At 39.1% G+C, this 24,363-nt stretch carries 23 protein-coding genes and 2 tRNA genes; 2 read left to right on the plus strand and 23 right to left on the minus strand.

Going from position 1 to position 24,363, the window contains the following annotated elements; genetic code table 11:
• Positions 1 to 42 precede the first annotated feature (42 nt).
• From prfB to IGI47_RS10790, 7 genes are all read right to left on the minus strand, one after another.
• A protein-coding gene (prfB, locus tag IGI47_RS10760) for a peptide chain release factor 2 (RefSeq protein WP_311929449.1) occupies positions 43 to 1,141 on the minus strand; the annotation gives its coding sequence in 2 pieces (ribosomal slippage) (positions 43 to 1,068 and positions 1,070 to 1,141; 1,098 coding nt in all).
• Between the two features lie 132 nt (positions 1,142 to 1,273).
• The gene (secA, locus tag IGI47_RS10765; RefSeq protein WP_005880429.1) at positions 1,274 to 3,808 is read right to left on the minus strand and encodes a preprotein translocase subunit SecA; all 2,535 of its coding nucleotides are present in this window, start codon (positions 3,806 to 3,808) and stop codon (positions 1,274 to 1,276) included.
• A gap of 220 nt (positions 3,809 to 4,028) precedes the next feature.
• A complete protein-coding gene (gene hpf, locus IGI47_RS10770; protein WP_005880431.1) occupies positions 4,029 to 4,583 on the minus strand; it encodes a ribosome hibernation-promoting factor, HPF/YfiA family in 555 nt (184 codons plus the stop codon).
• Between the two features lie 135 nt (positions 4,584 to 4,718).
• A complete protein-coding gene (locus IGI47_RS10775; protein ID WP_311929450.1) occupies positions 4,719 to 5,405 on the minus strand; it encodes a ComF family protein in 687 nt (228 codons plus the stop codon).
• On the minus strand, positions 5,402 to 6,676 hold the full coding sequence (locus IGI47_RS10780) for a helicase-related protein (protein ID WP_438784207.1): 1,275 nt from the start codon (positions 6,674 to 6,676) through the stop codon (positions 5,402 to 5,404). Before IGI47_RS10780 ends, IGI47_RS10775 begins: the two co-directional genes overlap by 4 nt.
• A 194-nt stretch (positions 6,677 to 6,870) precedes the next feature.
• Complete coding sequence (locus tag IGI47_RS10785; RefSeq protein ID WP_005880436.1) at positions 6,871 to 7,194, minus strand: PTS sugar transporter subunit IIB; 324 nt, start codon at positions 7,192 to 7,194, stop codon at positions 6,871 to 6,873.
• Between the two features lie 99 nt (positions 7,195 to 7,293).
• Positions 7,294 to 7,581 (minus strand): DUF7662 domain-containing protein, encoded by a 288-nt coding sequence (locus IGI47_RS10790; RefSeq protein ID WP_025479974.1) that lies wholly within the window; start codon positions 7,579 to 7,581, stop codon positions 7,294 to 7,296.
• Between the two features lie 128 nt (positions 7,582 to 7,709).
• On the opposite strand from IGI47_RS10790, the gene IGI47_RS10795 reads away from it, so the two are divergent.
• Positions 7,710 to 8,348 carry a YigZ family protein gene (locus tag IGI47_RS10795; protein WP_311929665.1) on the plus strand — a complete coding sequence of 213 codons (639 nt, stop codon included), beginning with the start codon at positions 7,710 to 7,712 and terminating at the stop codon, positions 8,346 to 8,348.
• Between the two features lie 227 nt (positions 8,349 to 8,575).
• On the opposite strand, the gene IGI47_RS10800 is transcribed toward IGI47_RS10795, so the two are convergent.
• Both IGI47_RS10800 and IGI47_RS10805 read right to left on the minus strand, forming a co-directional pair.
• A complete protein-coding gene (locus IGI47_RS10800; protein ID WP_005880442.1) occupies positions 8,576 to 9,283 on the minus strand; it encodes a GntR family transcriptional regulator in 708 nt (235 codons plus the stop codon).
• A 502-nt stretch (positions 9,284 to 9,785) separates the two neighbouring features.
• Positions 9,786 to 14,024: an acyl-CoA dehydratase activase-related protein gene (locus IGI47_RS10805; RefSeq protein ID WP_438784208.1), complete on the minus strand. Its 4,239-nt coding sequence runs from the start codon at positions 14,022 to 14,024 to the stop codon at positions 9,786 to 9,788.
• Positions 14,025 to 14,200: 176 nt separating this feature from the next.
• Here IGI47_RS10805 and IGI47_RS10810 point away from each other — a divergent pair, with 176 nt between their 5' ends.
• Positions 14,201 to 14,812: a TetR/AcrR family transcriptional regulator gene (locus IGI47_RS10810; RefSeq protein ID WP_438784210.1), complete on the plus strand. Its 612-nt coding sequence runs from the start codon at positions 14,201 to 14,203 to the stop codon at positions 14,810 to 14,812.
• Positions 14,813 to 14,865: 53 nt separating this feature from the next.
• Here the strand turns inward: IGI47_RS10810 and IGI47_RS10815 are convergent, their stop codons facing one another.
• From IGI47_RS10815 to atpA, 14 genes are all read right to left on the minus strand, one after another.
• Positions 14,866 to 15,036 carry a hypothetical protein gene (locus IGI47_RS10815; RefSeq protein WP_005880446.1) on the minus strand — a complete coding sequence of 57 codons (171 nt, stop codon included), beginning with the start codon at positions 15,034 to 15,036 and terminating at the stop codon, positions 14,866 to 14,868.
• 121 nt (positions 15,037 to 15,157) lie between these two features.
• Positions 15,158 to 15,229: transfer RNA gene (locus tag IGI47_RS10820), tRNA-Gln, on the minus strand.
• 5 nt (positions 15,230 to 15,234) lie between these two features.
• Positions 15,235 to 15,315, minus strand: a tRNA-Tyr gene (locus tag IGI47_RS10825).
• Between the two features lie 87 nt (positions 15,316 to 15,402).
• The gene (locus IGI47_RS10830; RefSeq protein WP_104661008.1) at positions 15,403 to 15,636 is read right to left on the minus strand and encodes a DUF2969 domain-containing protein; all 234 of its coding nucleotides are present in this window, start codon (positions 15,634 to 15,636) and stop codon (positions 15,403 to 15,405) included.
• 87 nt (positions 15,637 to 15,723) lie between these two features.
• Complete coding sequence (locus IGI47_RS10835; RefSeq protein ID WP_438784212.1) at positions 15,724 to 16,608, minus strand: ROK family protein; 885 nt, start codon at positions 16,606 to 16,608, stop codon at positions 15,724 to 15,726.
• 74 nt (positions 16,609 to 16,682) lie between these two features.
• On the minus strand, positions 16,683 to 17,132 hold the full coding sequence (locus IGI47_RS10840; RefSeq protein WP_438784214.1) for a GNAT family N-acetyltransferase: 450 nt from the start codon (positions 17,130 to 17,132) through the stop codon (positions 16,683 to 16,685).
• 14 nt (positions 17,133 to 17,146) lie between these two features.
• The gene (gene yidD / locus IGI47_RS10845; protein ID WP_005878480.1) at positions 17,147 to 17,413 is read right to left on the minus strand and encodes a membrane protein insertion efficiency factor YidD; all 267 of its coding nucleotides are present in this window, start codon (positions 17,411 to 17,413) and stop codon (positions 17,147 to 17,149) included.
• 314 nt (positions 17,414 to 17,727) lie between these two features.
• A complete protein-coding gene (locus tag IGI47_RS10850) occupies positions 17,728 to 17,904 on the minus strand; it encodes a DNA-directed RNA polymerase subunit beta (RefSeq protein WP_311929459.1) in 177 nt (58 codons plus the stop codon).
• Positions 17,905 to 17,916: 12 nt separating this feature from the next.
• The gene (gene murA / locus IGI47_RS10855; RefSeq protein ID WP_311929460.1) at positions 17,917 to 19,218 is read right to left on the minus strand and encodes a UDP-N-acetylglucosamine 1-carboxyvinyltransferase; all 1,302 of its coding nucleotides are present in this window, start codon (positions 19,216 to 19,218) and stop codon (positions 17,917 to 17,919) included.
• 88 nt (positions 19,219 to 19,306) lie between these two features.
• A complete protein-coding gene (locus IGI47_RS10860; RefSeq protein WP_311929461.1) occupies positions 19,307 to 19,543 on the minus strand; it encodes a DUF1146 family protein in 237 nt (78 codons plus the stop codon).
• 469 nt (positions 19,544 to 20,012) lie between these two features.
• The gene (locus IGI47_RS10865) at positions 20,013 to 20,435 is read right to left on the minus strand and encodes a F0F1 ATP synthase subunit epsilon (protein ID WP_005878470.1); all 423 of its coding nucleotides are present in this window, start codon (positions 20,433 to 20,435) and stop codon (positions 20,013 to 20,015) included.
• A 13-nt stretch (positions 20,436 to 20,448) separates the two neighbouring features.
• Complete coding sequence (gene atpD / locus IGI47_RS10870) at positions 20,449 to 21,855, minus strand: F0F1 ATP synthase subunit beta (protein WP_005878468.1); 1,407 nt, start codon at positions 21,853 to 21,855, stop codon at positions 20,449 to 20,451.
• A gap of 22 nt (positions 21,856 to 21,877) precedes the next feature.
• On the minus strand, positions 21,878 to 22,780 hold the full coding sequence (locus IGI47_RS10875; protein ID WP_005878466.1) for a F0F1 ATP synthase subunit gamma: 903 nt from the start codon (positions 22,778 to 22,780) through the stop codon (positions 21,878 to 21,880).
• Positions 22,781 to 22,793: 13 nt separating this feature from the next.
• Positions 22,794 to 24,350: a F0F1 ATP synthase subunit alpha gene (gene atpA / locus IGI47_RS10880; RefSeq protein ID WP_005878464.1), complete on the minus strand. Its 1,557-nt coding sequence runs from the start codon at positions 24,348 to 24,350 to the stop codon at positions 22,794 to 22,796.
• Positions 24,351 to 24,363: the final 13 nt, after the last annotated feature.

Raw genomic sequence — 24,363 nt, forward strand, 5'->3', positions numbered from 1 at the left:
AATCTTACAATTTTATGTCATTTATCATTTATCTTCAACTAATCAAAGATGCATCTTTAAATAACCATCGATAAAGAGATCCAGGTCACCATCCATTACCGCTTGGACATTCCCAGTTTCAACATTCGTACGATGATCCTTGACCATTGAATATGGATGGAAAACATAAGAACGTATCTGTGATCCCCAGCCGATTTCTTTTTGTTCTCCTCGCAAAGCGGCAGCTTCTTGTTCTTTCTTTTCCACTTCAAGTTGGTAAAGTTTCGCTTTCAGCATGCCCATTGCTTGTTCTCTGTTCTTCAATTGTGACCGTTGCGCTTGACTGGCAACTACTGTACCTGTAGGAAGATGGGTGATCCGTACAGCTGATTCTGTTTTATTGATATGCTGTCCGCCCGCACCACTTGCTCGATACGTGTCGATTTTCAAATCATCGGGATTGATTGCAACATCGATCGTTTCGTCTAGTTCTGGCATGACATCTACTGAACAAAAGGACGTGTGACGACGCTTCGCCGAATCAAATGGCGAGATCCGTACAAGTCGGTGCACACCCTTTTCTGATTTTAGATATCCGTAAGCATTATGGCCTTTGATCAGCAAGGTGACACTTTTGATCCCTGCTTCATCTCCTGCTTGATAATCAAGAGTTTCCACCTGATAGCCATGTTGTTCCGACCATCTAGTATACATACGTAAGAGCATGCTTCCCCAGTCTTGCGATTCTGTACCACCTGCCCCTGGATGCAACTCGATAATTGCGTTATTCCGATCATACGGTCCATCTAACAGCATCGCTAATTCATAGGTTTTCATTTTTTCGTCTAATGTTTGCAGTCTTTCTTCTGTTTCTTGCTGCATTTGTGCATCTGGTTCTTCTTGCAGCATCTCCACCATCAACTCTAATTCTTCCAATTCTTCTGCTAATGCGTTGAATTGGTCATAGGTTTCTTTGTTCGCGTTATTTTCGTTGATTACTTTCTGAGCGGCTTCACTATCATCCCAGAATCCAGGTTCCGCCATTTTAGCTTCTGCTTCAGCGATATCTTCTTCTAATTGGTCTAAGTCAAAGAGACCTCCTGAAACTTGTGACCTTTTCTCGCATTTCAGATAATAGGTTGCGAATCTCTGAAATTTCCATATTTATCCCTCTTTCTTTTGACTACGATTTATTTTAAGTATCTTTAGTTTACCAGAATCGTTTCTTAACAGAAAGAAGGTGAGTCAATTCTTAATCAAAAAGAACCGATCTCACCAACTTTACTGTCAAAAATTAGTTTTCATCTTTTCCATGACAGTTTTTATATTTTTTTCCGCTTCCACAAGGACATGGATCGTTTCTGCCTACTTTGTTCACATGCACTGGTTGTTTTTTCGCATTTGTATTGCTATTTTCTTTTGCGTCACCAGTTGTCGGTTGAACTGCTTCGCCTTGTGATACTTGTTCACGTTGAACATTTTGACGAATTTCTGCCTTCATAAAGATACGTGTAACTTCATATTCGATGGCTCCGACCATGTCTTCAAACATTTTGTAGCCTTCTGTTTGATATTCAACTAATGGATTATTTTGTCCATAGGCGCGCAGACCGATTGATTGACGTAACTGGTCCATCGCATCGATGTGATCTGTCCATTTTGAATCGACCACTCGCAGAATCACTACTTTTTCAAATTCAAGCAATTGTTCAGGACCGTTCAGTTGAGCGGCTTTCGTATTGAAGATCTCCTGTGCTAATTCATTCAAGTATTCTTTGATTTGTTGTGGTTCTTTTCCTTTTAGATCGTCAACAGAGATACTATCTTCATGGACAAGTGTACTACCAGCGAAATCAGCGATCCCTTCCAGATTCCAATTCTCTTTTTCTAATTGTGTATGCGCATCGACGACACGACTGATCGTGCGTTTGACCATGTTCATCAATGGTTTAGAAAGACTCTTTTCTTCCATGATGACTTCTTGACGTTGTTTATAGATCACTTCACGTTGTTCACGCATAACATCATCGTATTGCAAGACGTTTTTACGTGTATCGTAGTTATTTCCTTCTACGCGTTTTTGAGCAGATTCAACTTGCTTAGATAGCATTTTGCTTTGGATCACAGCATCTTCTTCACCAATCTTCATACGGTCCAAGAATGCTTTGATACGTTCAGAACCAAATCGTTTCATCAAATCATCTTCCAATGAAAGATAAAATTGAGACATCCCTGGATCCCCTTGACGACCAGCACGTCCACGCAACTGATTATCGATACGTCGAGATTCATGACGTTCTGTCCCGATAACGGCTAAACCACCTAATTCGCGAACACCAAGACCAAGCTTGATATCTGTTCCTCGTCCAGCCATATTGGTTGCAATCGTAACTGCGCCTTTTTGACCGGCGTTCATGATGATTTCTGCTTCTTTAAAGTGATTTTTCGCATTCAAGACTTCATGAGGAATCCGTTCACGATTCAATAGATCAGAAAGCAGTTCAGAGGTTTCGACTGCGACAGTACCTACTAGTACAGGCTGCCCTTTACGGTAACGATCTTTGATATCTTGGACGACTGCATGAAACTTACTTGTCAATGTAGGATACAGTAGATCTGCTCGATCATCACGAATAACTGGGCGGTTGGTTGGTATTTGGAAAACCTGGATGTTATAGATTTCTCTAAATTCTTCTTCTTCCGTTTTTGCTGTACCTGTCATCCCTGAAAGTTTTTTATACATACGGAAGTAATTTTGGAAGGTGATCGTAGCCATTGTTTTGGTTTCGTCTTCGATCTCTACGCCTTCTTTTGCTTCGATCGCTTGATGCAATCCATCTGAATAACGGCGTCCATCCATGATACGTCCTGTAAATTGGTCAACGATCAATACTTTTCCTTCTTGAACAACATAATCGATATCCAAGAGCATGATATAGTTTGCACGTAACGCTTGGTCAAGATGGTGCGTCAATGCTGTATTTTCAATGTCATATAGATTTTTTAAGCCGAAAGTTTCTTCTGCTTTTTCGATTCCTGCTTCTGTTAAACTGATTGTCTTCGACTGAACATCGATTTTATAATCTTCTTCTTCCTTCAATCGTTTGACGAAATTGTCAGCTCTTGTATACAAAGCAGTTGATTTTTCTGCTTGTCCTGAAATGATCAACGGTGTTCTTGCTTCATCGATCAAAATGGAGTCTACTTCGTCGACGATCGCATAGTTCAATGGACGTTGAACCATTTGATGACGATAAACGACCATATTGTCCCGCAAATAATCGAACCCTAATTCGTTATTCGTACTGTACGTGATGTCACAAAGATAAGCTTCACGTTTTTCATCTGCTGATTTTGAATTGATGTTCAATCCTACCGTCAAGCCTAAGAAATTGTATAGTTCTCCCATTTCTGTGGAGTCACGAGTTGCCAAATATTCATTGACTGTAACAACGTGTACCCCTTCTCCAGTCAATGCATTCAAATAAACTGGCATAGTGGCAGTCAGCGTCTTCCCTTCACCAGTACGCATTTCAGGAATGTTCCCATCATGAAGGACGATCCCACCCATTAATTGGACATGGTATGGGTACAAACCTAAAACACGTTTTGCCGCTTCACGAACAACCGCAAATGCTTCAGGTAATAGTTGATCTAATGTTTCACCTTTTTGATAACGAGCTTTGAATTCAGCTGTTTTCGCTTGTAATTGTTCATCTGTTAATGCTGCCATTTCGTCAGCGTGGGCTTCGACTTTTTTGGCAATGCTATCTAAACGTTTTAGTTCTTTTTTATCATTTTCGATAATCGAACGAATAAAATTGGCCATACGTTGTGTAATCTCCTTTTTTACATATATTATCCAGACTATGTAGACTATACCTTCCATTTTAGCATTAGTCACTAATAATTGAAATATCTTAAGACGATTAAAGTGAGAACTTCATAATTAATTCATATTTACTCATCTTAGAAAAAGTGAAAAAAGACTCGCAACACCCCTTTTAAGAGTGCTGCAAGTCAATTTTTACTGATTTAGTTGTTATTTATCAATCTGTTTCGATTAAACCGTATTTTCCATCTTTACGACGGTAAACGATACTTGTACCGTTTGTGTCCGCATCTTCAAAAATGAAGAAATTATGACCCAACATGTTCATTTGTAAAACAGCTTCTTCACTATCCATTGGTTTCAATGACAAGCGTTTCGTACGAACGATATCTAATTCAGAATCACTTTCATTTCCATCAGCTTCATTATTGAATAAAACCGCCGCATCTGCTGCATTGATTCCTTTTTCGCGAGATTTACGGTTGATTTTTGTCTTGAATTTGCGGATTTGACGTTCCAATTTATCAACGACCAAATCGATACTTGCATATAGATCTGGTGAAGTTTCTTCGGCGCGTAATACAAGATAAGGTAATGGAATGGTTACTTCCACTTTCGCTGTTTTTTCAGTATAAACTTTTAAATTTACATGGGCTGTAGCATCTGGTGCGTCACTGAAGTAACGTTCTAATTTTCCTACTTTTTTCTCAACGTAGTCCCGAATCGCTTCAGTCACTTCGATATTTTCACCGCGTACATTATATCTAAACATAAAAATTACCCCTTTCGTCTACCACAATCAAGAAGGAGAAGGACCACTCTTTCCCTCTTCTTAATACTATTATATCGAACTCTAATGTATTTGCAAACTAAATCGCTATCAATTCCATCAGTTTCTAATATTTATTTATCGCGCTAAAGAATACGTCCGGATTTTCTTTGGTTGATGAGGCAAAAGGCAACTGGCTACATGAAATAACGTCTGCCCAGTCGTATAAACATCATCGATCACAAAAATAGTTTTCCCCTTTATTCCAGACGAATCGACCGTAATACCAAATGGTTGGATGCTGGCTAATCGCTCATTTCTTGTTTTTTTTGCTTGTGGGTTTGAGTGATGGATACGAGTCACTAACATCTGATAATCAACTTCCGCTGCTACTAGCATTTCACTCACTTGATTGAAGCCTCTCTCAGCTAATCGTTCGTTTGACAAAGGAACTGGACAAAAAATGGCTTCTGGGTGTTGCTTTTGTAAATTTTTCCAGTAAGCAGCGAATGTTCCTGAAAGGCGGATATCTCCCATAAACTTATACTGATTCAACCATTCTTGAAAGGCAGGATCGTACACAAAAAAAGCGTGATGGACAAAATCATAATCAGGAAACTTGTTTTGCCATGTGAAACAATCCTGACAGATCTTGCTCTTCTCCGTGAACTGCTTTGCGCAACGCGGACATCTTCCTTGTTTAGGAATTTGCTGAAACAACGCAGTACAATCACTGCATAACTGTGGAACTTTTTTTACTCGCCAAAAAAGTTCCTTGATGTTTAAGTCGTGTATCAAGCGACAATGACAATAGCAACATTTCATTTTTGACCTCGCAATTTTTTGCCTTGCTTATTCATCTCTTTGATTTCGTGACAAGCTTGTATAATAGCTATTGTTTTTTCTTCATAGAAAAAGTACACTTCACTATTCGAAAAAGCACCTTTTCTGTCTGCTCTCCCAGCGATCTGTACCAATGAAGATTTTGTAAATACACGATGATCCGCACCTAAAACGACCACTGAGACTTTTTCAAAAGTCACTCCTCGCTCAAGAATCATCGTTGTCAGTAGGATATCATACTTTTTTTCTCGCATTTTTGCCACTTTCGCTATGCGATCTGGATCGCGAGCAGAAGCATTTGCTATTCTGTAATCTGGCATTTTTTCCATCAAAAGTCGTGTCAAGCGTTCCATGATCTTGATGCTTGGACAAAAAAGCAATACATGATTTTGTGCCAATAACTGTTCAAGTTTACGTATCAAAGGGCGGACCTTCTTCTCTGACAGACATTTTTCCTGCCAATCATTCCAAAAAAACAGCTTTGGTTCAGGAAGTAATCGCTGGTGGAAACGCAAAGGCAAACAGTGTATTCGAAACGCCATACGAATTTCTTTTAATAAACGTTCAGCTGGCGTAGCACTTAAATAGATAAATCTACCTGTTGGCTTGATCGCAGTCTGCACAGCAAAGGAAAGTCCTTGATCGTCTGCGTAAGGAAATGCATCCACTTCATCGATCACAACCAAATCAAAGGCTTGATAAAAACGGTAAAGTTGATGTGTCGTGCAGATAACAAATGGGCTAAATCGGTAAGGTAGCTTTGTTTTTCCATGAAGTAGCAAAATATTTTCTTCTGGAAATACTTTATCAAAGCGGAGAAATAATTCATTGCAGACATCCACTCTCGGAGAAGACAAGACGACTCTGCCACCCATCTCTAAGGTTTTCTTGATTATTCCATAGAGCATTTCTGTTTTTCCTGCCCCAGTGACTGCCCAGATGAAATGATGCTGTTTCGCTGGGCTGTTGACGATAGCATCTGAAATCGTTTTTTGCAAAAAGGTTAGTTGGCCAGTCCAAACAAATGCAATGGGACGTTTTGGTAATGACGGCTGACAAAACAAAAATAACTGCTGGCTACTGTCACATCGTCCCAAAAATAGACAATGGGTACAATAATACAAGTTCTCAGTTAATCGACAGTTCTTTTTTCGGTTTCTTGTCCCACAGCGACCGCAGATGAGCCAATTTTTTTCCAAAACAACTGCTGGGACTTTTTTATAGAGAATCGTTTGAAAAGACGGTTCTTCCATTTCGTTCAGTTCTCTTGTGAGTAATCGCCTCCCATAAAGCTTAGTATTTACTCGGATCACCTCCCATAACTAAATATGCCAAAACGAGAGGATCATAAAAAAAGTCTAAGACAAAAGTAAGAAATACTTTTGCCCTAGACTTTCGTATAAACAGCGGGAACAGAAGTAAACACTCCTTCAGCCCTGCTGATTTATTATTTAGATTCAATCAAACGAAGCGCTTGTTGCAATACTTTTTCGCCATTCATCAGACCGTAATCAGCCATATTGATGATATCTAGCGGAATCCCCTTTGGTTCTAACCGTTTTTCAAAGTCAGCTTTCATAAAACGAACTTGTGGCCCTAATAATAGAACATCTACCTCTTTTGAGGCTAAATGATTATCTGCATCAGAAGCAGAAACTGCAAAAATATCTGTGTCGATTCCTTCTTCTTCGGCAGCCTTTTGCATTTTTGTTACAAGTAAGCTGGTACTCATCCCAGCTGAACATACGAGCATGATTGTTTTCTTTGTCATTTTACTCTCTCCTTTTTACAAAACAAGCGCTTTCTTTTTCGTCTGTGTGCCTATTATACAAAATAGAAAGAGAATGTTAACGGTTTCTTAAAATGTCATTCAATCAAATAACCAACTTGATTTAACTAGCTGATTAAAAACAACATATTCCTTTTTCAGATTGATTACCACTACTTCATAACCAGCATTTATCCAACCATATGCACCTTTTTCAGGATGCTTATAATCATTCGCCCACCAATCAGTACTTTGTCTGGCAGATTTAGGGAGGCCATAACTGGGAAAAAGCAGTTCATCGATTTGAGTAAATGTCAGAGTGATTTGCGAGCCACCATTGTTTTTTAAATATTGCGTAATGGCATCATATTTTTTTGTACGTTCTTTCATCCCCATCTCACCTCTCTCCTTTTATTATCGCACACTCTTCTGATTTCGCAAGCGTTATAAATGTTGAAACAATGGACTGAATTCATTATACTTTTACTATTGACTGTAATGTGAAAGAGGTGAGTACCATACTTCATAGTTATCAAACGATCAAAGAAGACGGACAGAGTGAAATCGAAATCAAAAAATCACGTTTCATCTGCTCTCTCAAGCGAGTCACAAGTGAAGAGGAAGCAAAAGATTTTATTCAAGCAATAAAAAAAGAATATTGGAAAGCAAATCATCATTGTAGCGCATTCGTGATCGGAGAAAAAAATGAGATCCAAAGAAGCAGTGACGATGGCGAGCCAAGTGGAACGGCTGGTATACCGATGTTGGAAGTGCTGAAAAAAAATGAACTGATCAATGTTATAGCGGTCGTTACCCGCTATTTCGGTGGTACAAAACTTGGTACTGGAGGGCTGATCAGAGCGTATACGCATGCTGTTTCACATGCTTTAGAAGAGATCGGGATCGTAAAAGGGACCTTGCAACAAGAGATTTCCGTTCATATCACCTATCCTCAATTAGGCAAATTAGAAAACTATCTTACACTCAATCAGCTAACGATCAAAGAAACGAATTATACAGATAAAGTGACTGTAGTTTGTTTGATCACAGAAGATAGCGTGGCTTCTTTTAAAGAATCCATCATTGAGTTAATGAACGGCCAAGTCTCATTTACCGATGGTGCTGTTTCTTATCATGAACAACTGATCAACAAATAAGTCAAGTGACCCTTTTGTTGCTTGTCGACACTCAAAAAATGAAGCGCGTGGGCCAAATCTAAAAATCAGTTTTGCTATAGACTCTAATTCCCAATAAACAACGTCCAAAAGTCCGGTTTTTCGGAATTTTCAAAAAAGAGGCTAGAACAGAAGTATTTAACTCCTTCAACTTGATCATTGAAGTTAAATACTTCTGTTCTAGCCTCTATCCAATAGATGTCCTGCTACTATTTTTCTAAATAAAATTCAAAACGATTGCCTACATACTGCGTACGTACATACTCGAATGGCGTGCCGTCTTCAAAATAAGAGATTTGTCTCAAACGCAACACCGCATCCCCTCTTTTGATCTCCAAATACTCAGCGATCTTTTCAGATGCTAACACAGCCGTGATGGTTTGATTTGCTGCCCCGATCTTATTTCCGCTTTTTTCTTCAAGCGTTCGATAAAGCGATTCGGTTATTTCAGCTTTGCTGTATGCATCGATGATTTTTTGAGGAACACTTGCTACTTCAAAACAGATTGGAATATCATCTGCGTAACGAATACGTTCCATACGTAAGATCGTGTCTTCTTTTTGCAGATTCAATTTTTCCATCTCACTAGAACTAGGAGACGTCAAAAAATAAGAAATCGTTCGACTGGAAGGTACTCGGTTCTGTGATTCCATGATTTCAGTGAAACTTGTTGCACCTGTCATCTTTTCTTGTACTTTTTTACGCGCGACATATGTACCTGAACCGATTTTTCTTTCTAGGATCCCTTCATCAGCTAGATTCTGAATCGCTTGTCTCAAAGTCATTCGACTGACATTGAATTTTACAGCTAATTCTCTTTCAGAAGGAAGACGATCACCGATTTTCCAGATGCCCTGTTCGATTTCACTTTTGATCTGATCATGAATTTGTATATATACTGGTAATTGATTCGACATATCGTATACCCGTCCTTTCGTTTCTTCTATTATAACTGGTATATACCTGATTCACAACCGAAAAGAGTACCACTTCTAGCTAAATCCCCTCTTTTTTACAATCTTTCGATGATCTTGGCTTTTTCAAAAAAAGGAACAAATATGGGACAAATCTAAAAATCAGTTTTGCTACAGACTCTAATTCCCAATAAACGGCATCCAAAATCAGATTTTCCGGAAATATCGAAAAAAAACGTGGGACAAAAGTAAGAAACACTTCTGTCCCAGCCTCTTTTCTCTCCAATTTCTCAAACCTAAACGACTTTTGTCTCGACCTCTTCTCGAAACGGTGGGAACAGAAGCAACTCCTTTGGAAATAAGTCGAACCCCATCTAAAGCTAAAAAGAAATTTTGATGATTCCCTACTTATTTCTCCGGGTTGAACACTTCTGTTTTAGCCTCACCCTCACAATAGAACTGTTTCAAAAAATATTTTTTACTATTCAGAAGTGGAAATGTACGCTCATGCTTTCTGTTTCTCCAACGTTTTATTTGCTGTTGCCATCATCAAGCGGATACGATTCAACTGGTTGACGATGGATACACCTGGATCATAATCGATGGCTGCGATATTCGCATTAGGGTAGCGGTGACGTAATTCTTTGATTACTCCTTTGCCCACGACATGATTTGGTAAACAGCCAAAAGGTTGCATGCAGACAATATTATGCACATCATTTTTTAACAATTCGATCATTTCACCAGTCAAGAACCACCCTTCACCTGTATGGTTCCCGATTGAAAGGATCTGGCTAGCATCTTTTGCCAAGTCATCGATCGATTGGATTCCGTCAAAACGTTCAGATTTGCGTAATGCTTTATCCATTGGTTTTTCGATCCATTCGATCATTTTGATTGCAAATTGAGCAAGCATTTTGCTTTGTTTCGACATTCCAAGTTGTTCATACTTCCAAATTTGGTTATACAACGAATAGTTCATAAAGCCGATGATGTCTGGAACGACTGCTTCAGCACCTTCTGCTTCTAATAGTCGAACGATATCATTGTTAGCTGTTGGTGAGTATTTCACTAAAATTTCGCCAACTACACCAACTTTGGGTTTCTTTTCAGAAGAAATCGGAACGATATCGAACGCTTGGATGATTTTTTTCATGTTGCTGTTGAATAAAGTGATTGAACCGTTACGCACATTCTTTTCTACTTTTTTCAGCCACTCTTGATGCAATCGATCGATACTGCCTTCTTCCAATTCATAAGGGCGCGTGCGATAAACAACTCTTTCGAAGAGATCCCCATATAAAAAGGCAATGGCCACACGTTTAAGCATAGGCAAAGTAAACTTAAACCCTGGATTAGACTCTACCCCTTGATTTCCCATTGAGATAGAAACAACGGGAATTTGTCCAAAGCCAGCATCATTCAATGCTTTACGTAAAAGTGGGATATAGTTCGTTGCTCGGCAGCCTCCACCAGTTTGTGTCATCATGACGCTTGTATTTTCCAAATCATACTTGCCGCTTTCAAGAGCTTCAACTATCTGTCCAATCGAAATGATTGCAGGGTAACAAGCATCATTGTTGACGTACTTCAAGCCTACATTGATTGCTTCATTGTCTTCTGCTGGTAGACAAACCACATGATATCCAGAAGCATTTAGTGCGACATCCACTAAACCTGATTGATGGATCGGACTAAGCATCGGTAATAGCAGTGTATGTTTTTCCTTCATTTCTTTCGTAAAAGTGATTTTTTCAGGTTCTTCAAACCGTTTAACAGGTTCAAATTGTCGTTTTTCCCGTTCATTTACTGCGGCTTTTAGTGAACGTAACCGGATCCTGATGGCACCCAAATTCGATCCTTCATCAATTTTAAGCACCGTGTAGATCTTGCCATATTGATCCATGATTTCTTCTACTTGGTCTGTTGTGACCGCATCGATCCCACAACCAAATGAGTTTAGTTGAACCAATTCAAGATTTTTCGATTTTGCGACTACCCTTGCAGCTGCATATAAACGTGAATGATAGACCCATTGATTGACCACACGAAGATTTCCTACATCTCCTAGATGAGAAATACTATCCTCCGTCAAGACATGGAATCCTTCTTGTGTGATGACTTCAGCGATTCCGTGATTGATTTCTGGATCTAGATGGTACGGTCTGCCAGAAAGAACGATTCCTCGTTGATTTTTCTGATTTAACATGACTAACGTTTCTTCCCCTTTTTGTTGGATATCTCGTTTAAAGGAATCGAGTTCTTCATAGCCATGATGCAAAGCTGTAGCTATTTCTTCTTCTGTGAAACCAAAATCAGAAAATGTCTGATGTAGGACTTTTGCAACAGAAGCTTCGTTTGCTAAGTTCAGAAAAGGATTGCGATAATCTACTTTGCCTGCGCGGATATCATCAACATTATTGCGGATGACATCTGGATAGCTTTGTACGATCGGACAATTGAAATGATTGTCTGCACCCGCAAATTCAGGACGTTCAAAGATGACCCCTGGATAAAAAATCCTTGAGACACCCGAGTCAATTAGTGCTTGGATATGACCATGTGTCAATTTAGCTGGGTAGCAAGCCGTATCACTAGGGATTGTTTCCATTCCTTGTTCATACAGTTCTTTGTTTGAACGAGGAGATAAAGTTACTCTAAATCCTAGATCAGAAAAGAATGTATGCCATAGTGGATAATTTTCATACATATTCAGTACCCGAGGTATCCCGATCGTTCCATTGACAGCTTCTTTTTTTCGAAGTGGACGGTACTTGAACAAACGACGGTACTTATAATCGACTAAGTTGACTTTTTTATCTTCTTTTTTGATTTTGATACGTGCGCCGCGTTCACAACGATTTCCTGTAATAAAACGTCGTCCATCAGAAAAAAGAGTGACAGTTAACATACAATTGTTTTCACAAAGACCACAATGAGTGAATTCTTTTTCAGAAGTAAATTGAGCCAATTCTTCTAAAGAAAGAATAGTACTTTCATCACCAATCTCATAACCTTCCAGTGCAATCAAAGCAGCTCCATAAGCCCCCATCAGACCTGCAATGGATGGACGAACGACTTCTCTGCCACTAATCAGTTCAAATGCACGTAACACAGCTTCATTATAAAAAGTGCCACCTTGGCAAACGATTTTTTCTCCAAGTTCTTCTGGTCTTCTTACTTTGATTACTTTATATAATGCATTTTTGATAACTGAATAAGAAAGTCCTGCAGAGATATCGCCTACAGATGCCCCTTCTTTTTGTACTTGTTTTACTTTTGAGTTCATAAAAACAGTACAACGTGAACCTAGATCAACTGGTGCTTGCGACTCGACTGCTGCTTGCGCAAAACTTCTTACGTCATACTTCAAAGATTTGGCAAATGTTTCAATAAAGGAACCACAACCTGAAGAACAAGCTTCATTTAGCTGAATCGAAGATAACACACCTTCTTTGATAGTCATAGCTTTCATGTCTTGTCCGCCGATATCTAAAATAAAGTCAACACCTGGTTGAAAGAAATTTGCAGCTTTATAATGTGCCATTGTTTCAACTTCACCAATATCGACTTTGAGTGCATTCTTGATCAATGCTTCACCGTACCCAGTGGCCGCTGCTTTTCCGATATAGACATCTTCTGGTAACTGTTCATAGAGGTCTTTTAAAACTGCCATAGTTGTTTCTAAAGGCTGTCCTTCATTATTGCCATAAAAAGAAAATAAGATATCGCCATCTTCATTTATCAAGACTACTTTTGTTGTAGTTGATCCTGCATCAATACCTAAAAATGCGACACCGTGATGTTCAGAAAGATTTTTTTCTGAAGCCTGTGCTTTTGCATGTCTTTGACGAAATTGAGCAAGTTCATTTTCATCTTTAAATAAAGGAGGCAATGTCTTGGAAGGATTTAATTGGGCTTGGTTCCCGTTTTCTAACGTGTCAATGAGTTTCGCCATTGTGGTTGGCTCAGCTTCCTCCGCATAAAATGCTGCGCCCATCGCTACAAACAATTGCGGATCTTCTGGAAAAATGACATCTTCTGGGGCTAGATTCAACGTATCGATGAATCGTTGACGAAGTTCAGACATGAAGTAAAGCGGTCCACCTAAAAATGCGACTTTTCCTTTGATTTTACGACCAGCTGCAAGTCCAGCAATGGTTTGATTCACGACAGCTTGAAAGATACTCGCTGCTACATCTGAACGATCAACACCTTCATTGATCAGTGGTTGAACATCCGTTTTTGCAAAAACGCCACATCTCGAAGCGATCGGATAAATTTGTTGGTAATTTTTAGCTAATTCATTGACTCCATTTGCGTCTGTTTTAAGTAAAGAAGCCATTTGATCAATAAATGCTCCCGTGCCTCCTGCACAACTACCATTCATCCGCTGTTCCAAAGAGCCTTCAAAAAATGTGATTTTCGCATCTTCACCACCTAATTCGATTGCTACATCTGTCTCCGGTATGATTTCCTCTACCGTTCGTGTACAGGCAATGACTTCTTGAACAAAGGGGATATCTAACATCTCTGCTAATCCCATTCCACCTGATCCTGTGATTGCAATCGAAAGAGGCTGCTCAGCAACCAACTTTTGCGCTTCTCTCAATGTTTGTAACGCTGCTTTTTTGACATCTGAGTAATGTCGTTCATACTTAGAATAAATCGTCTTTCCTTGTTCATCTATTACAATTAATTTGACGGTCGTCGAACCGACATCGATCCCCGCTTTTAAACTCATATTTTCTCCCACTCTCTTTTAACGGACACCTTGTTGAATATATAACAAATTGTCTGTTATACTACTTATGTATATTTTAGGTACCTTTTTAAGCTTTTGCAATAAGCAAACTATCGCAGTTTGTGAGATAAGCAACAAAAGAATGAGAAATGTCGAAAAATAAGCGAGGAAATTTTATGGGGAATAAAACAGATCTTCGAGTAAAGCGCACCCACAAAATGATTGTGGAAGCTTTTGTCCGCTTACTAGAAAAAGAAAAAAATTATGAATCAATCACGATCCAAGCAATCGCAGATGAAGCGATGATCAATCGAGCAACTTTTTATGCCCATTTTAAAAATAAAGAAGATCTTTATGAACAGATCTTTGATATTGCCATTGAAGTTTTTATGTCTGTCTTGGATTTAGAACCATTAGTTGATGGCAATCGAATCAAGTTGAACCATATCATTCGTGCATTAACAACGATCTATGTGAATATCCAGAAAAATAAAGTGCTTTTCTTAACTACGATGGATGGAGCATCGATTGAATTATTTCGAAAAAAATTGGAAATATTTCTGTATGATAAATACGCGAGTATTTTTGACAACTTACAAATCAAAGAGAGCCAATTAGAAGTTCCAATCGATTTCATCACGGAATATATGACTTCTATTTTTGTCGGTACTCTTCATTGGTGGATCACAAGTGACACAGATATGACACCTGAAGAACTTGCCGCATTAGTCGTTAAATTAGTCGGTAACGGACACTTGACCGTCCTAGGAATCGAAGTCGTTAAATAACAAAATCTCTAGAAATCAGTAAAAAAGAAGATTTCTAGAGATTTTTGTTATTATTAGCGGTTTTTTGATAGCCATTTTTTCGTATGGTTCGTGGGGCGTTTAGATGTTATCTGTACAGCTTTATCAGATTTTTTTGGAAAATGGACTTCCACATTGTATTTTTCTGATTTCATTAAATCATAGATCTTTTCTGCAGTTTCATCAACTTTTTCTTTCCATCTCATTTTTCCTGCCTCCATTTCTATCTTCTATACTTACTCTAGCTTAAATTGGCAGAATCTTCAAGAAACAAGATGTTTTTTGCAAAAAAAAAAAAGAGCGATTCTCAATGATCACTCGTAAAAACTGGGGTAGCTGGATTCGAACCAACGCATGAGGGAGTCAAAGTCCCTTGCCTTACCGCTTGGCTATACCCCAATGAATGGAGGAGAGTGGATTCGAACCACTGAACCCTAAGGAACGGATTTACAGTCCGTCGCGTTTAGCCACTTCGCTACTCCTCCAAAAGGTCTGTATCAACCTGACTTAGTTATAATACCTAATTTTCCAGATTTTTGCAACCCTTTATTGAAAATTTTTTTGATATTTTTTTAGTCATGCAGATTCCAGTGACGAATCACTGTTTCTATCGCATTTTCAAGGGTTTTTTCTTTGCCAAAATCTTCTTCCCCAAAGAAAATTTCAAATTCTTTTGGTCCATAAGCTAAAATTTCACCGATCAATTTTTTGCCTATAAATAACTGTGTGACCTCATATGTTTTTCCATTGATATTCTTTTTTACTTCTTCAATACGAACTTCTATATCTTTATTCTTTTTTGACATCTTTTTCCCACCTCCATGATAGTTTATCATATTTGAAGGGGGAATACATCGTCTACGCCCAAAAGACTTTTTCCCCCAGCAAATTTGTTACGAATCTCCTCTTGCTGTTGCAAAAAAATTAGCCGCTGCACCGATTAGATTCGCCTCATTTCGGTAGTCGCATAGCAAGAGTTGAGGATCAAAATCATTCAATTCATAGCGAGTGGTCAACTGTTTCATCCGTTGATTCACTTCTTTAAGCAAGTCTTTTTTTGCTGAGATACCGCCACCTATGACAATTGCTTCTGGATCAAAAGTAAATTGGATACTGAATAGCCCTTTCGTCAAATAATCGTAAAAACGGTCGACTTCTTCTTTAGCGATCTGATCGCCTTGTTCAGCTAATGCAAATACTTCTTTTCCGCTATAGGCCGTTTTTGCTAGGCCTTTTCGTTCACAGTATCGCCAAGCCATGCTTACCGCAGTTCCTAGCTGACTAAATGTTTGATTGTTGTCTAATAACATCAGCCCGAATTCCCCACCGTATAGATGGGCTCCTTTATGGATCTTCCCATCCATGAACACTGATCCACCGACACCTGTGCCAATCACCACAAATGCTACATTTTGATATGCTTTCGCTGCGCCTTCGTAAAATTCTGCCATTCCTGCACAATTTGCATCATTTTCGATCGTCACAGGTAGACAAAACAATTGCTCTAACTCTTCAAAAATATTGAATCCATGGATATAGGGAATGGCACTGATTCCTTCAATCCTTTGTTTTTCATTGTTCACTACACCTGGTGAACTGATGGCTATCCCTTCGATGCTCAAAGTAGCTGATAATGAGTCATAAATCTGGTATAAATCTGTTTTCATTTTTTCCCAAGTATCGGGAGTTGGAAATTGTCCAGTTCCCTCAAGTAATACGCCATTCCAATATCCATATTTCACTGCAGAACCGCCAAAATCAAAAGCTAAAATTCCCATGCTCGTCTGTTCTCCTTTTTTGCTTACTACGTCTATTGTAAAATATCCTACGCCTTTTTGAAAGCACTTTATTTTTAGATCATCAGTTCCAAAGTCACTTGATCATGTAGCAACTCCCCATTTTCATAAATGGGTTCAGGATAATTTTTGACAAAATAGTCGATATCCCTGGAAACTTCCACAAATCCAACTTTTTTATAAAGATGGAGGGCAGCAGATGACACACTACCTGTCCGAATGATTATTTTGTTTTGGGCGTTTTTACCCTCTCTAAGGTGTTTGATCGTGTGAAGCAATAATTGACGGCCAATTCCTCTTCCTTGCTCGCTAGGGTCAACAGCAACGTTCATGATCTCATATTCTGTCTCTCTATTATCGTACACGATGACCCCTTTTATTTCATCAGCTACTTGCCAAACAAAGCCGGAACCCGTATCTACATACATTTGGATTTTTTCTTTATCAGGATCTGCATCTAATAATAGCTTCCATGGAAGATGCTGCTTATCTAATATGGTGAACATAATGTCTCCCCTTACTATTTTTTATAGTGTGGCATTTCCTTATCCTTTTTATTCCTTGTCAATTGGAATTTTAAAGGCACGTAATCGATACCACCTTTGACGAACGGATGACAGCGTAAAATACGTGCTGTCCCCATCAGTGTCCCTTTCATCGCTCCATGCGACTGGATCGCTCGGATCATATAATTTGAACAGGTAGGGTAATAACGGCAACTAGGAGGAAATGCAGGGGAGATAAAGCGCTGATAAAAGCGAACGAGCCCAATCAACATTTTTTTCATATTCTTTCCTCCATTTCTTTTCTACTTCAATAAAAAGCGGAGACAAAAGTAGTGAACCTCAAAGAACAAGAAGGAACGCTCACTAACTGAGTTTATGATCTTTGCGATCTTCGTTTATTTCCGAAGAAATTACTTCTGCCCTCGCTCCTTATTCTGATTTAATAAGGGGAATACAGGTGGACTTTACTCAACCCTTTTTTGGCCTAACTTTATTTAGGACGAACGAAACAAAGGGTTGCTTAAAATAGCTATATCAGCGATTTTAAGAACCCTCATTTTTATTTACTTTAAAACGAACGATGGACGATCAGTCTTCAACTAAAAAAATCTCGAATATGAAGCCATAAACTTGGTTGAAATATTTTAAGCGGGTTGCCCTCACCGATTACTCCGTAACCGATCATCGTACCGGCAATAAAAAGGAGAATCAATAATAATACAACGAGCAGTATCTTGACCAAGCTGACTAAGATATAGCGTTGTGTACTCATCTAACCACGTCCTTAAGCAATCGTTTGTGCTGTCTTATCAGCAGTTACTTGGTTACCCTCAACACGTTCAACATCCGCACCTAATTGTTGCAATTTGATATGGAAGTTATAATAGCCACGATCTAAGTATTTTAGATTACGAACACGAGTGATCCCGTTTGCTTTCAAGCCAGCTAACACTAAAGCTGCTGCTGCACGCAAGTCAGTTGCATACACTTCTGCACCTTGCAACTCATGGGTTCCATCCATGATAGCTACATTGCCGTCGATTTTTACATGCGCATTCATTCGACGCATTTCTTCTAAATGTTGGAAACGATTTTCAAAAACTGTTTCCGTCACCATGCTTGTACCTTCAGCAACTAATTGGATTGCTGTCATTTGTGCTTGCATATCTGTAGGAAATCCAGGATGAGGCATTGTTTTTACATCTGTAGGCAAGATATGTTTTGGTCCAACAACACGGATCCCACCTTCTTCTTCAGTGATCTTAGCGCCCATTTCGATCAGTTTAGAGATCAATGGTCGGTTGTGTTCTGAGATAGCGTCAGCGATCAAAACATTTCCTTCAGTCATTGCAGCGGCTACCATGAATGTACCTGCTTCAATACGGTCTTGTACGATTGAATGTTTCACAGCATGAAGATGTTCAACACCTTCGATACGCATCGTTTCTGTTCCAGCACCGTAAACATTGGCGCCCATTTTATTTAAAATATTGGCAAGGTCAACGATTTCTGGTTCACGTGCTACGTTTTCAATGATTGTTGTTCCTTTTGCTTTTACAGCTGCCATCATGATATTTTGAGTTGCTCCAACACTAGGAAAGTCCAAATAGATCGTGTTACCGATCAATTGATCTGCAATAGCTTCGATATAGCCGTTCTTTTGGATGATTTTAGCTCCTAATGCTTGGAATCCTTTTAGGTGCAGATCAATTGGACGTTTACCAATTGCACATCCTCCTGGCATAGCTACTTTCGCATGACCATTTCTTGCAAGTAATGGTCCCATTACAACGATCGAAGCACGCATTTGGCTAACATATTCATAAGGTGCTTCAATTTCTAACTGTCTTGAGGCATCAAGTGTTACTTGATTCATTTCTTCATCAAACGCTACATCGACATTTAAATGACGAATCACTTGATTCATCGTGAAAACGTCAGAAAGAATAGGAACATTATTTAATACGGTTGTTCCCTCTTCTGCCAATAAACTAGCAGCTAAAATAGGTAAAACCGCATTTTTAGCTCCTTCGATTTTTACTGTTCCATTTAATTGATTGCCACCTTTTACGATGATCTCTTCCATGTTGTTCCCCCCAAAAAATTCCAATGAGCTACAGTTGCTCAAAATCTTTTCTATTATATCATTTCTTCTTTTAAAATAGTACCTTTTTTTAAAATAATAGGCTAACGAAAAGGTTGCGACACAAAGAGATGATCTCTAAGAAAAAATTACTCGCCGTATACCCTAAAAAAATAGAAAAAAGTACGATCGTCATGCGAATCTGTGTATTATGCATCGCTCTAAAAAAGGTTTCGATGCGCAAAGAACGTAAAGACCAAAAAGCTAAATAAATGAATGCTAAGTGGCTAACAATTCGGATAATCGCATCAATTCCGTATACTTGCATAGCTACGTCCTTTCTAACAATTGTTTTTTTACGATAACTAACAAAACGATGATACCATAAATTGGAAGAATAGAGAAATTATTGATTGCAAAAAGTATAATTTTTTTGTTTTTTTCTTGACAAATTTCAAGAAATGAATGTGGGACAAATCTAAAAAACAAGTTTGCCACAGACTCTAATTCCCAATAAACGGTGTCTAAAAGTCAGGTTTTTCGGAAATTTTAAAAAAGAGTGTGGCGAACATATAAAAAGACGTTTATCCAATACTTTACATCTCATGTTACTTTTCTTTTAAATAAAAAAAGAACGTGGACAAAAGTAACAAATACTTTTGTTCACGTTCTAATACGAATAAACAATCAGAGCAGAAAACACTTGGAAAAGCAATCTGAAATTCACAAAATCTAAAAAATCGAGTTTCGCAATTTTCTTCTTGATCCCTTAGCACTCCTGTCTCGATTATTTATGACTATGAATGTTTTGAAACCTTGATTCGGTTGATCGCACGATGCAAAGCAACTGTTGCACGTTTCAATTCATTTGTATCTTCTTTTTCTTTTGCTTCTTCGATTTGTCGTTCCGCACGTTGTTTTGCTCTTTCCGCACGAGAAACATCGATATCACGTTCACGTTCCGCACTATCGGCTACGATAGAAACAACGTTATCACGTACTTCCATGATCCCGCCATTTACTGCGATCCAGTCAACATGCGTATCAGAGTCAGTTCTTTTTATACGAACTTCATCGATCGTCAAAGGAACGATGATGGGCGCATGTTTAGGTAGAATACCGAGTTCGCCGGCCGTTGTGCGTGCAACTACGATCGCTGCATGGTGATCATAGACCAAACCGTCAGGAGTAACCACGTTAACTGTTAAATATTGATCCATGGGGCACCCCTTTCTAGTAGCCTAGTTTTTTCGCTTTTTCTACGACGTCTTCGATTCTACCAACACTACGGAATGCTTCTTCAGGAAGGTCATCGTATTTACCTTCTAAGATCTCGCGGAATCCTTTGACAGTTTCTTCAACTGGTACATATGACCCTGGAAGACCTGTAAATTGTTCTGCTACGTTAAAGTTTTGTGACAAGAAGAATTGAACTCTACGTGCACGAGAAACTAAAACTTTTTCTTGGTCAGATAATTCATCCATCCCTAAGATAGCAATGATATCTTGTAATTCACGGTAACGTTGTAAGACATGCTGTACTTCCGTCGCTACTTTATAGTGTTCTTCTCCGACGATTTCTGGAGCAAGCGCACTTGATGAAGAAGCTAGTGGATCTACGGCTGGGTAAATCCCTTGTTCTGTCAATTTACGTTCCAAGTTCGTTGTTGCATCTAAATGGGCAAATGCTGTTGCTGGGGCTGGGTCAGTATAGTCATCGGCTGGTACATAGATTGCTTGGATCGAAGTGATCGAACCTTTTTTCGTTGAAGTGATCCGCTCTTGTAATTGACCCATTTCTGTTGCTAGCGTTGGTTGATACCCAACGGCAGAAGGCATACGACCTAATAGGGCAGAAACTTCTGAACCGGCTTGAGTGAAACGGAAAATATTATCAATAAACAATAGCACGTCTTGCCCTTCAACATCACGGAAGTATTCAGCAATCGTCAAACCAGTCAAGGCAACACGCATACGTGCACCTGGTGGTTCGTTCATTTGACCAAACACCATGGCTGTTTTTTCAATAACTCCTGAATCTTTCATTTCATAATAAAGGTCATTACCTTCACGTGTACGTTCACCAACACCAGTAAATACAGAAATACCACCGTGTTCTTGAGCGATATTATGGATCAATTCTTGGATCAATACAGTTTTACCTACACCGGCACCACCGAATAATCCAACTTTCCCACCTTTTAAGTAAGGAGCAAGCAAGTCAATAACTTTGATCCCAGTTTCAAGGATCTCAGTACTTGTACTTAACTCATCAAAGTTTGGTGCTTTTTTATGGATTTCGCTACGTTTTGCATCCTCTGGGAAAGGTGCGGATAAATCGATCGTATCTCCTAATACATTGAATACACGACCTAACGTTTCTTTACCCACTGGTACAGAAATTGCTTTTTCTGTATCAATGACTTCCATTCCGCGTTGTAAACCATCTGTTGATTCCATCGCGATTGTACGGATGACACCGTCACCTAACTCTAGCGCTGTTTCAAGAACAACTTTCGATTTCTTCTCATCATTTTTATAAACAACTAAAGCGTTGTTGATATCTGGTAAGGATTGGTCTAAAGAAAATTCCACGTCGACAACGGGACCGATTACTTGAACAATCTTGCCTGAACTCATCTTTTTTCCTCCAATCTCAATACTATTCTAGTGCCGAAGCTCCGGCAACAATTTCGGTAATTTCTTGGGTAATAGCCCCTTGTCTTGCACGGTTATAAGAAACCGTTAGATCATCGATGATCGTTGCGGCATTATCCGTTGCTGTCTTCATAGCTGTCATACCGGCAGCATGTTCTGCTGTCTTGGCATCAACGATTGCACCATAAATCAAGCTATCTGCATATTGAGGTAACAATTGAGCCAAGATTTCTTCTTTTGATGGTTCAAAAATATATTCTTGTTCAAATGTTGTTGCTTCCTCAGGGTCTAAATCAGAAATCGGCAGCATTTTTTCTACCCGAAATTGACTAGTTAGTGAATTGATATGATGGTTGTAACATACATACAATTCATCAAATACTTCATTTTGATACATAGTTGTTGCCATTCCTACGATCTTACGAACTTCATCAAAACTTGGTTGGTCAGATAAGTTACGCAATTCGTAAGCTAAATTGATTCCTCTTGCTTTGAAGAAGTCTGCACCTGTTCCGCCGATTGCGATCATTACGTAATCGTCAGGTGATTGGTGATCTTCTTCTAAAATGGACATCGTTTGCTTCAAGATCGAGCTATTGTAGCCACCAACTAAACCACCATCCGCAGTGATCACGATGTACCCCGTCTTTTTCACTGGTCGACTGATCAACATACTGTTGTAGTTGATGTCTCCACGAGGATTGTCTGAGGCGATATCGTTTAATTGCGTTGCGGTCAAATGGGTCACGATCTCTCTAACTTTGTTTGCATAGATCTGAAACTTCTGAGAAGAAGCTTCAGATTTTGTTAGTTTAGAGGCGGACACCATTTGCATTGCGCGCGTGATTTGACTGGTTTTCTTAGTTGAAGCGATCCGAGTCTTGATTTCATTTAATGAAGCGCCCATTCATCTCACCTCACTATGCATTTTGAATGGATTTCAATTTGTCTTCTGTTGAAGAAGAATTACCTTTTGACGCCAAAAAGATATCTTTATATTCTTGGATCGCAGTATTCAAAGCTTCTTCTTCTGGAAGATCCTTCGTTGTACGAATCGTTTCAAAAATATCTGAATGGTTATTATCTAGATATTCAAATAATTCATGTTCAAAATCTAAAATACTATCAACAGGGATACTATCTAAGAATCCGTGTGTCAAAGCATATAAGATGACTACTTGTTTTTCAACAGCAAGTGGTGCATGAAGTTTTTGTTTCAAGATTTCAACTGTGCGGCGGCCACGATTTAATTTTGCTTGTGTCGCAGCGTCTAAGTCAGAACCAAACTGTGTAAATGCTTCTAATTCACGATAACTTGCTAAATCAAGACGTAAAGTTCCGGCAACTTTTTTCATTGCTTTGATCTGTGCAGAACCACCTACCCGAGAAACGGATAACCCAGCGTCAACAGCTGGTCGAGTTCCGGCATAGAACAAGTCGCTTTCCAAGAAGATTTGTCCGTCAGTGATCGAGATAACGTTTGTTGGAATGTATGCAGAGATATCTCCAGCTTGTGTTTCAACAAATGGTAAAGCAGTCATTGAACCGCCACCCAATTCATCACTCAATTTAGCTGCACGTTCTAACAGACGTGAATGTAGGTAGAAAACATCCCCTGGATATGCTTCACGACCTGGTGGACGACGTAATAGTAATGAAAGTTCACGATAAGCAACGGCTTGTTTTGATAAATCATCAAAGATGATCAAAACATGTTTTCCATTGTACATGAATTCTTCACCCATAGCAGTCCCTGCATAAGGAGCAATATAAAGTAATGGAGCTGGTTGTGATGCTCCAGCATTCACAACGATCGTATAATCCATCGCACCATATTTTTTCAATGTTTCTACTTGTGTACGAACTGTAGAATCTTTTTGACCGATTGCAACATAGATACAGATCATATCTTGACCTTTTTGGTTAAGGATCGTATCAATCGCAATAGATGTTTTCCCTGTCTTACGGTCACCAATGACTAACTCGCGTTGACCACGCCCAATTGGAACTAAAGCATCGATTGCTTTTAATCCCGTTTGCATTGGTTCATTAACAGATTTACGTTGCATAACGCCTGGTGCCATTGCTTCAACTGGACGAGCCTTGTCTGTTGCAATTTCACCTAATCCATCGATTGGTTGACCAAGCGGATTAACGACACGTCCGATCAATGCGTCCCCAACTGGAACTTCCATGATCTTTCCTGTACGTTTTACTTTGTCTCCTTCACGAATGGATTCGAAATCCCCAAGGATGATGATACCTACATCATTAGATTCTAAGTTTTGTGCCATTCCGTATGAGCCGTTTGAAAATTCAAGCAACTCACCACTCATCGCATTTTCTAAACCATGTGCACGAGCGATTCCGTCACCAACATAAGTAACGGTACCGATTTCTTCGACTGAAAGCACGTTTTGATAATTTTCAATTTGTTCTTTAATCAAGGCACTAATTTCTTCTGCTTTGATAGCCATTCGATTCACCTAC

Origin of the sequence: Enterococcus sp. AZ191, from assembly GCF_051713845.1 — a bacterium.
Classification (GTDB): domain Bacteria; phylum Bacillota; class Bacilli; order Lactobacillales; family Enterococcaceae; genus Enterococcus_B; species Enterococcus_B durans.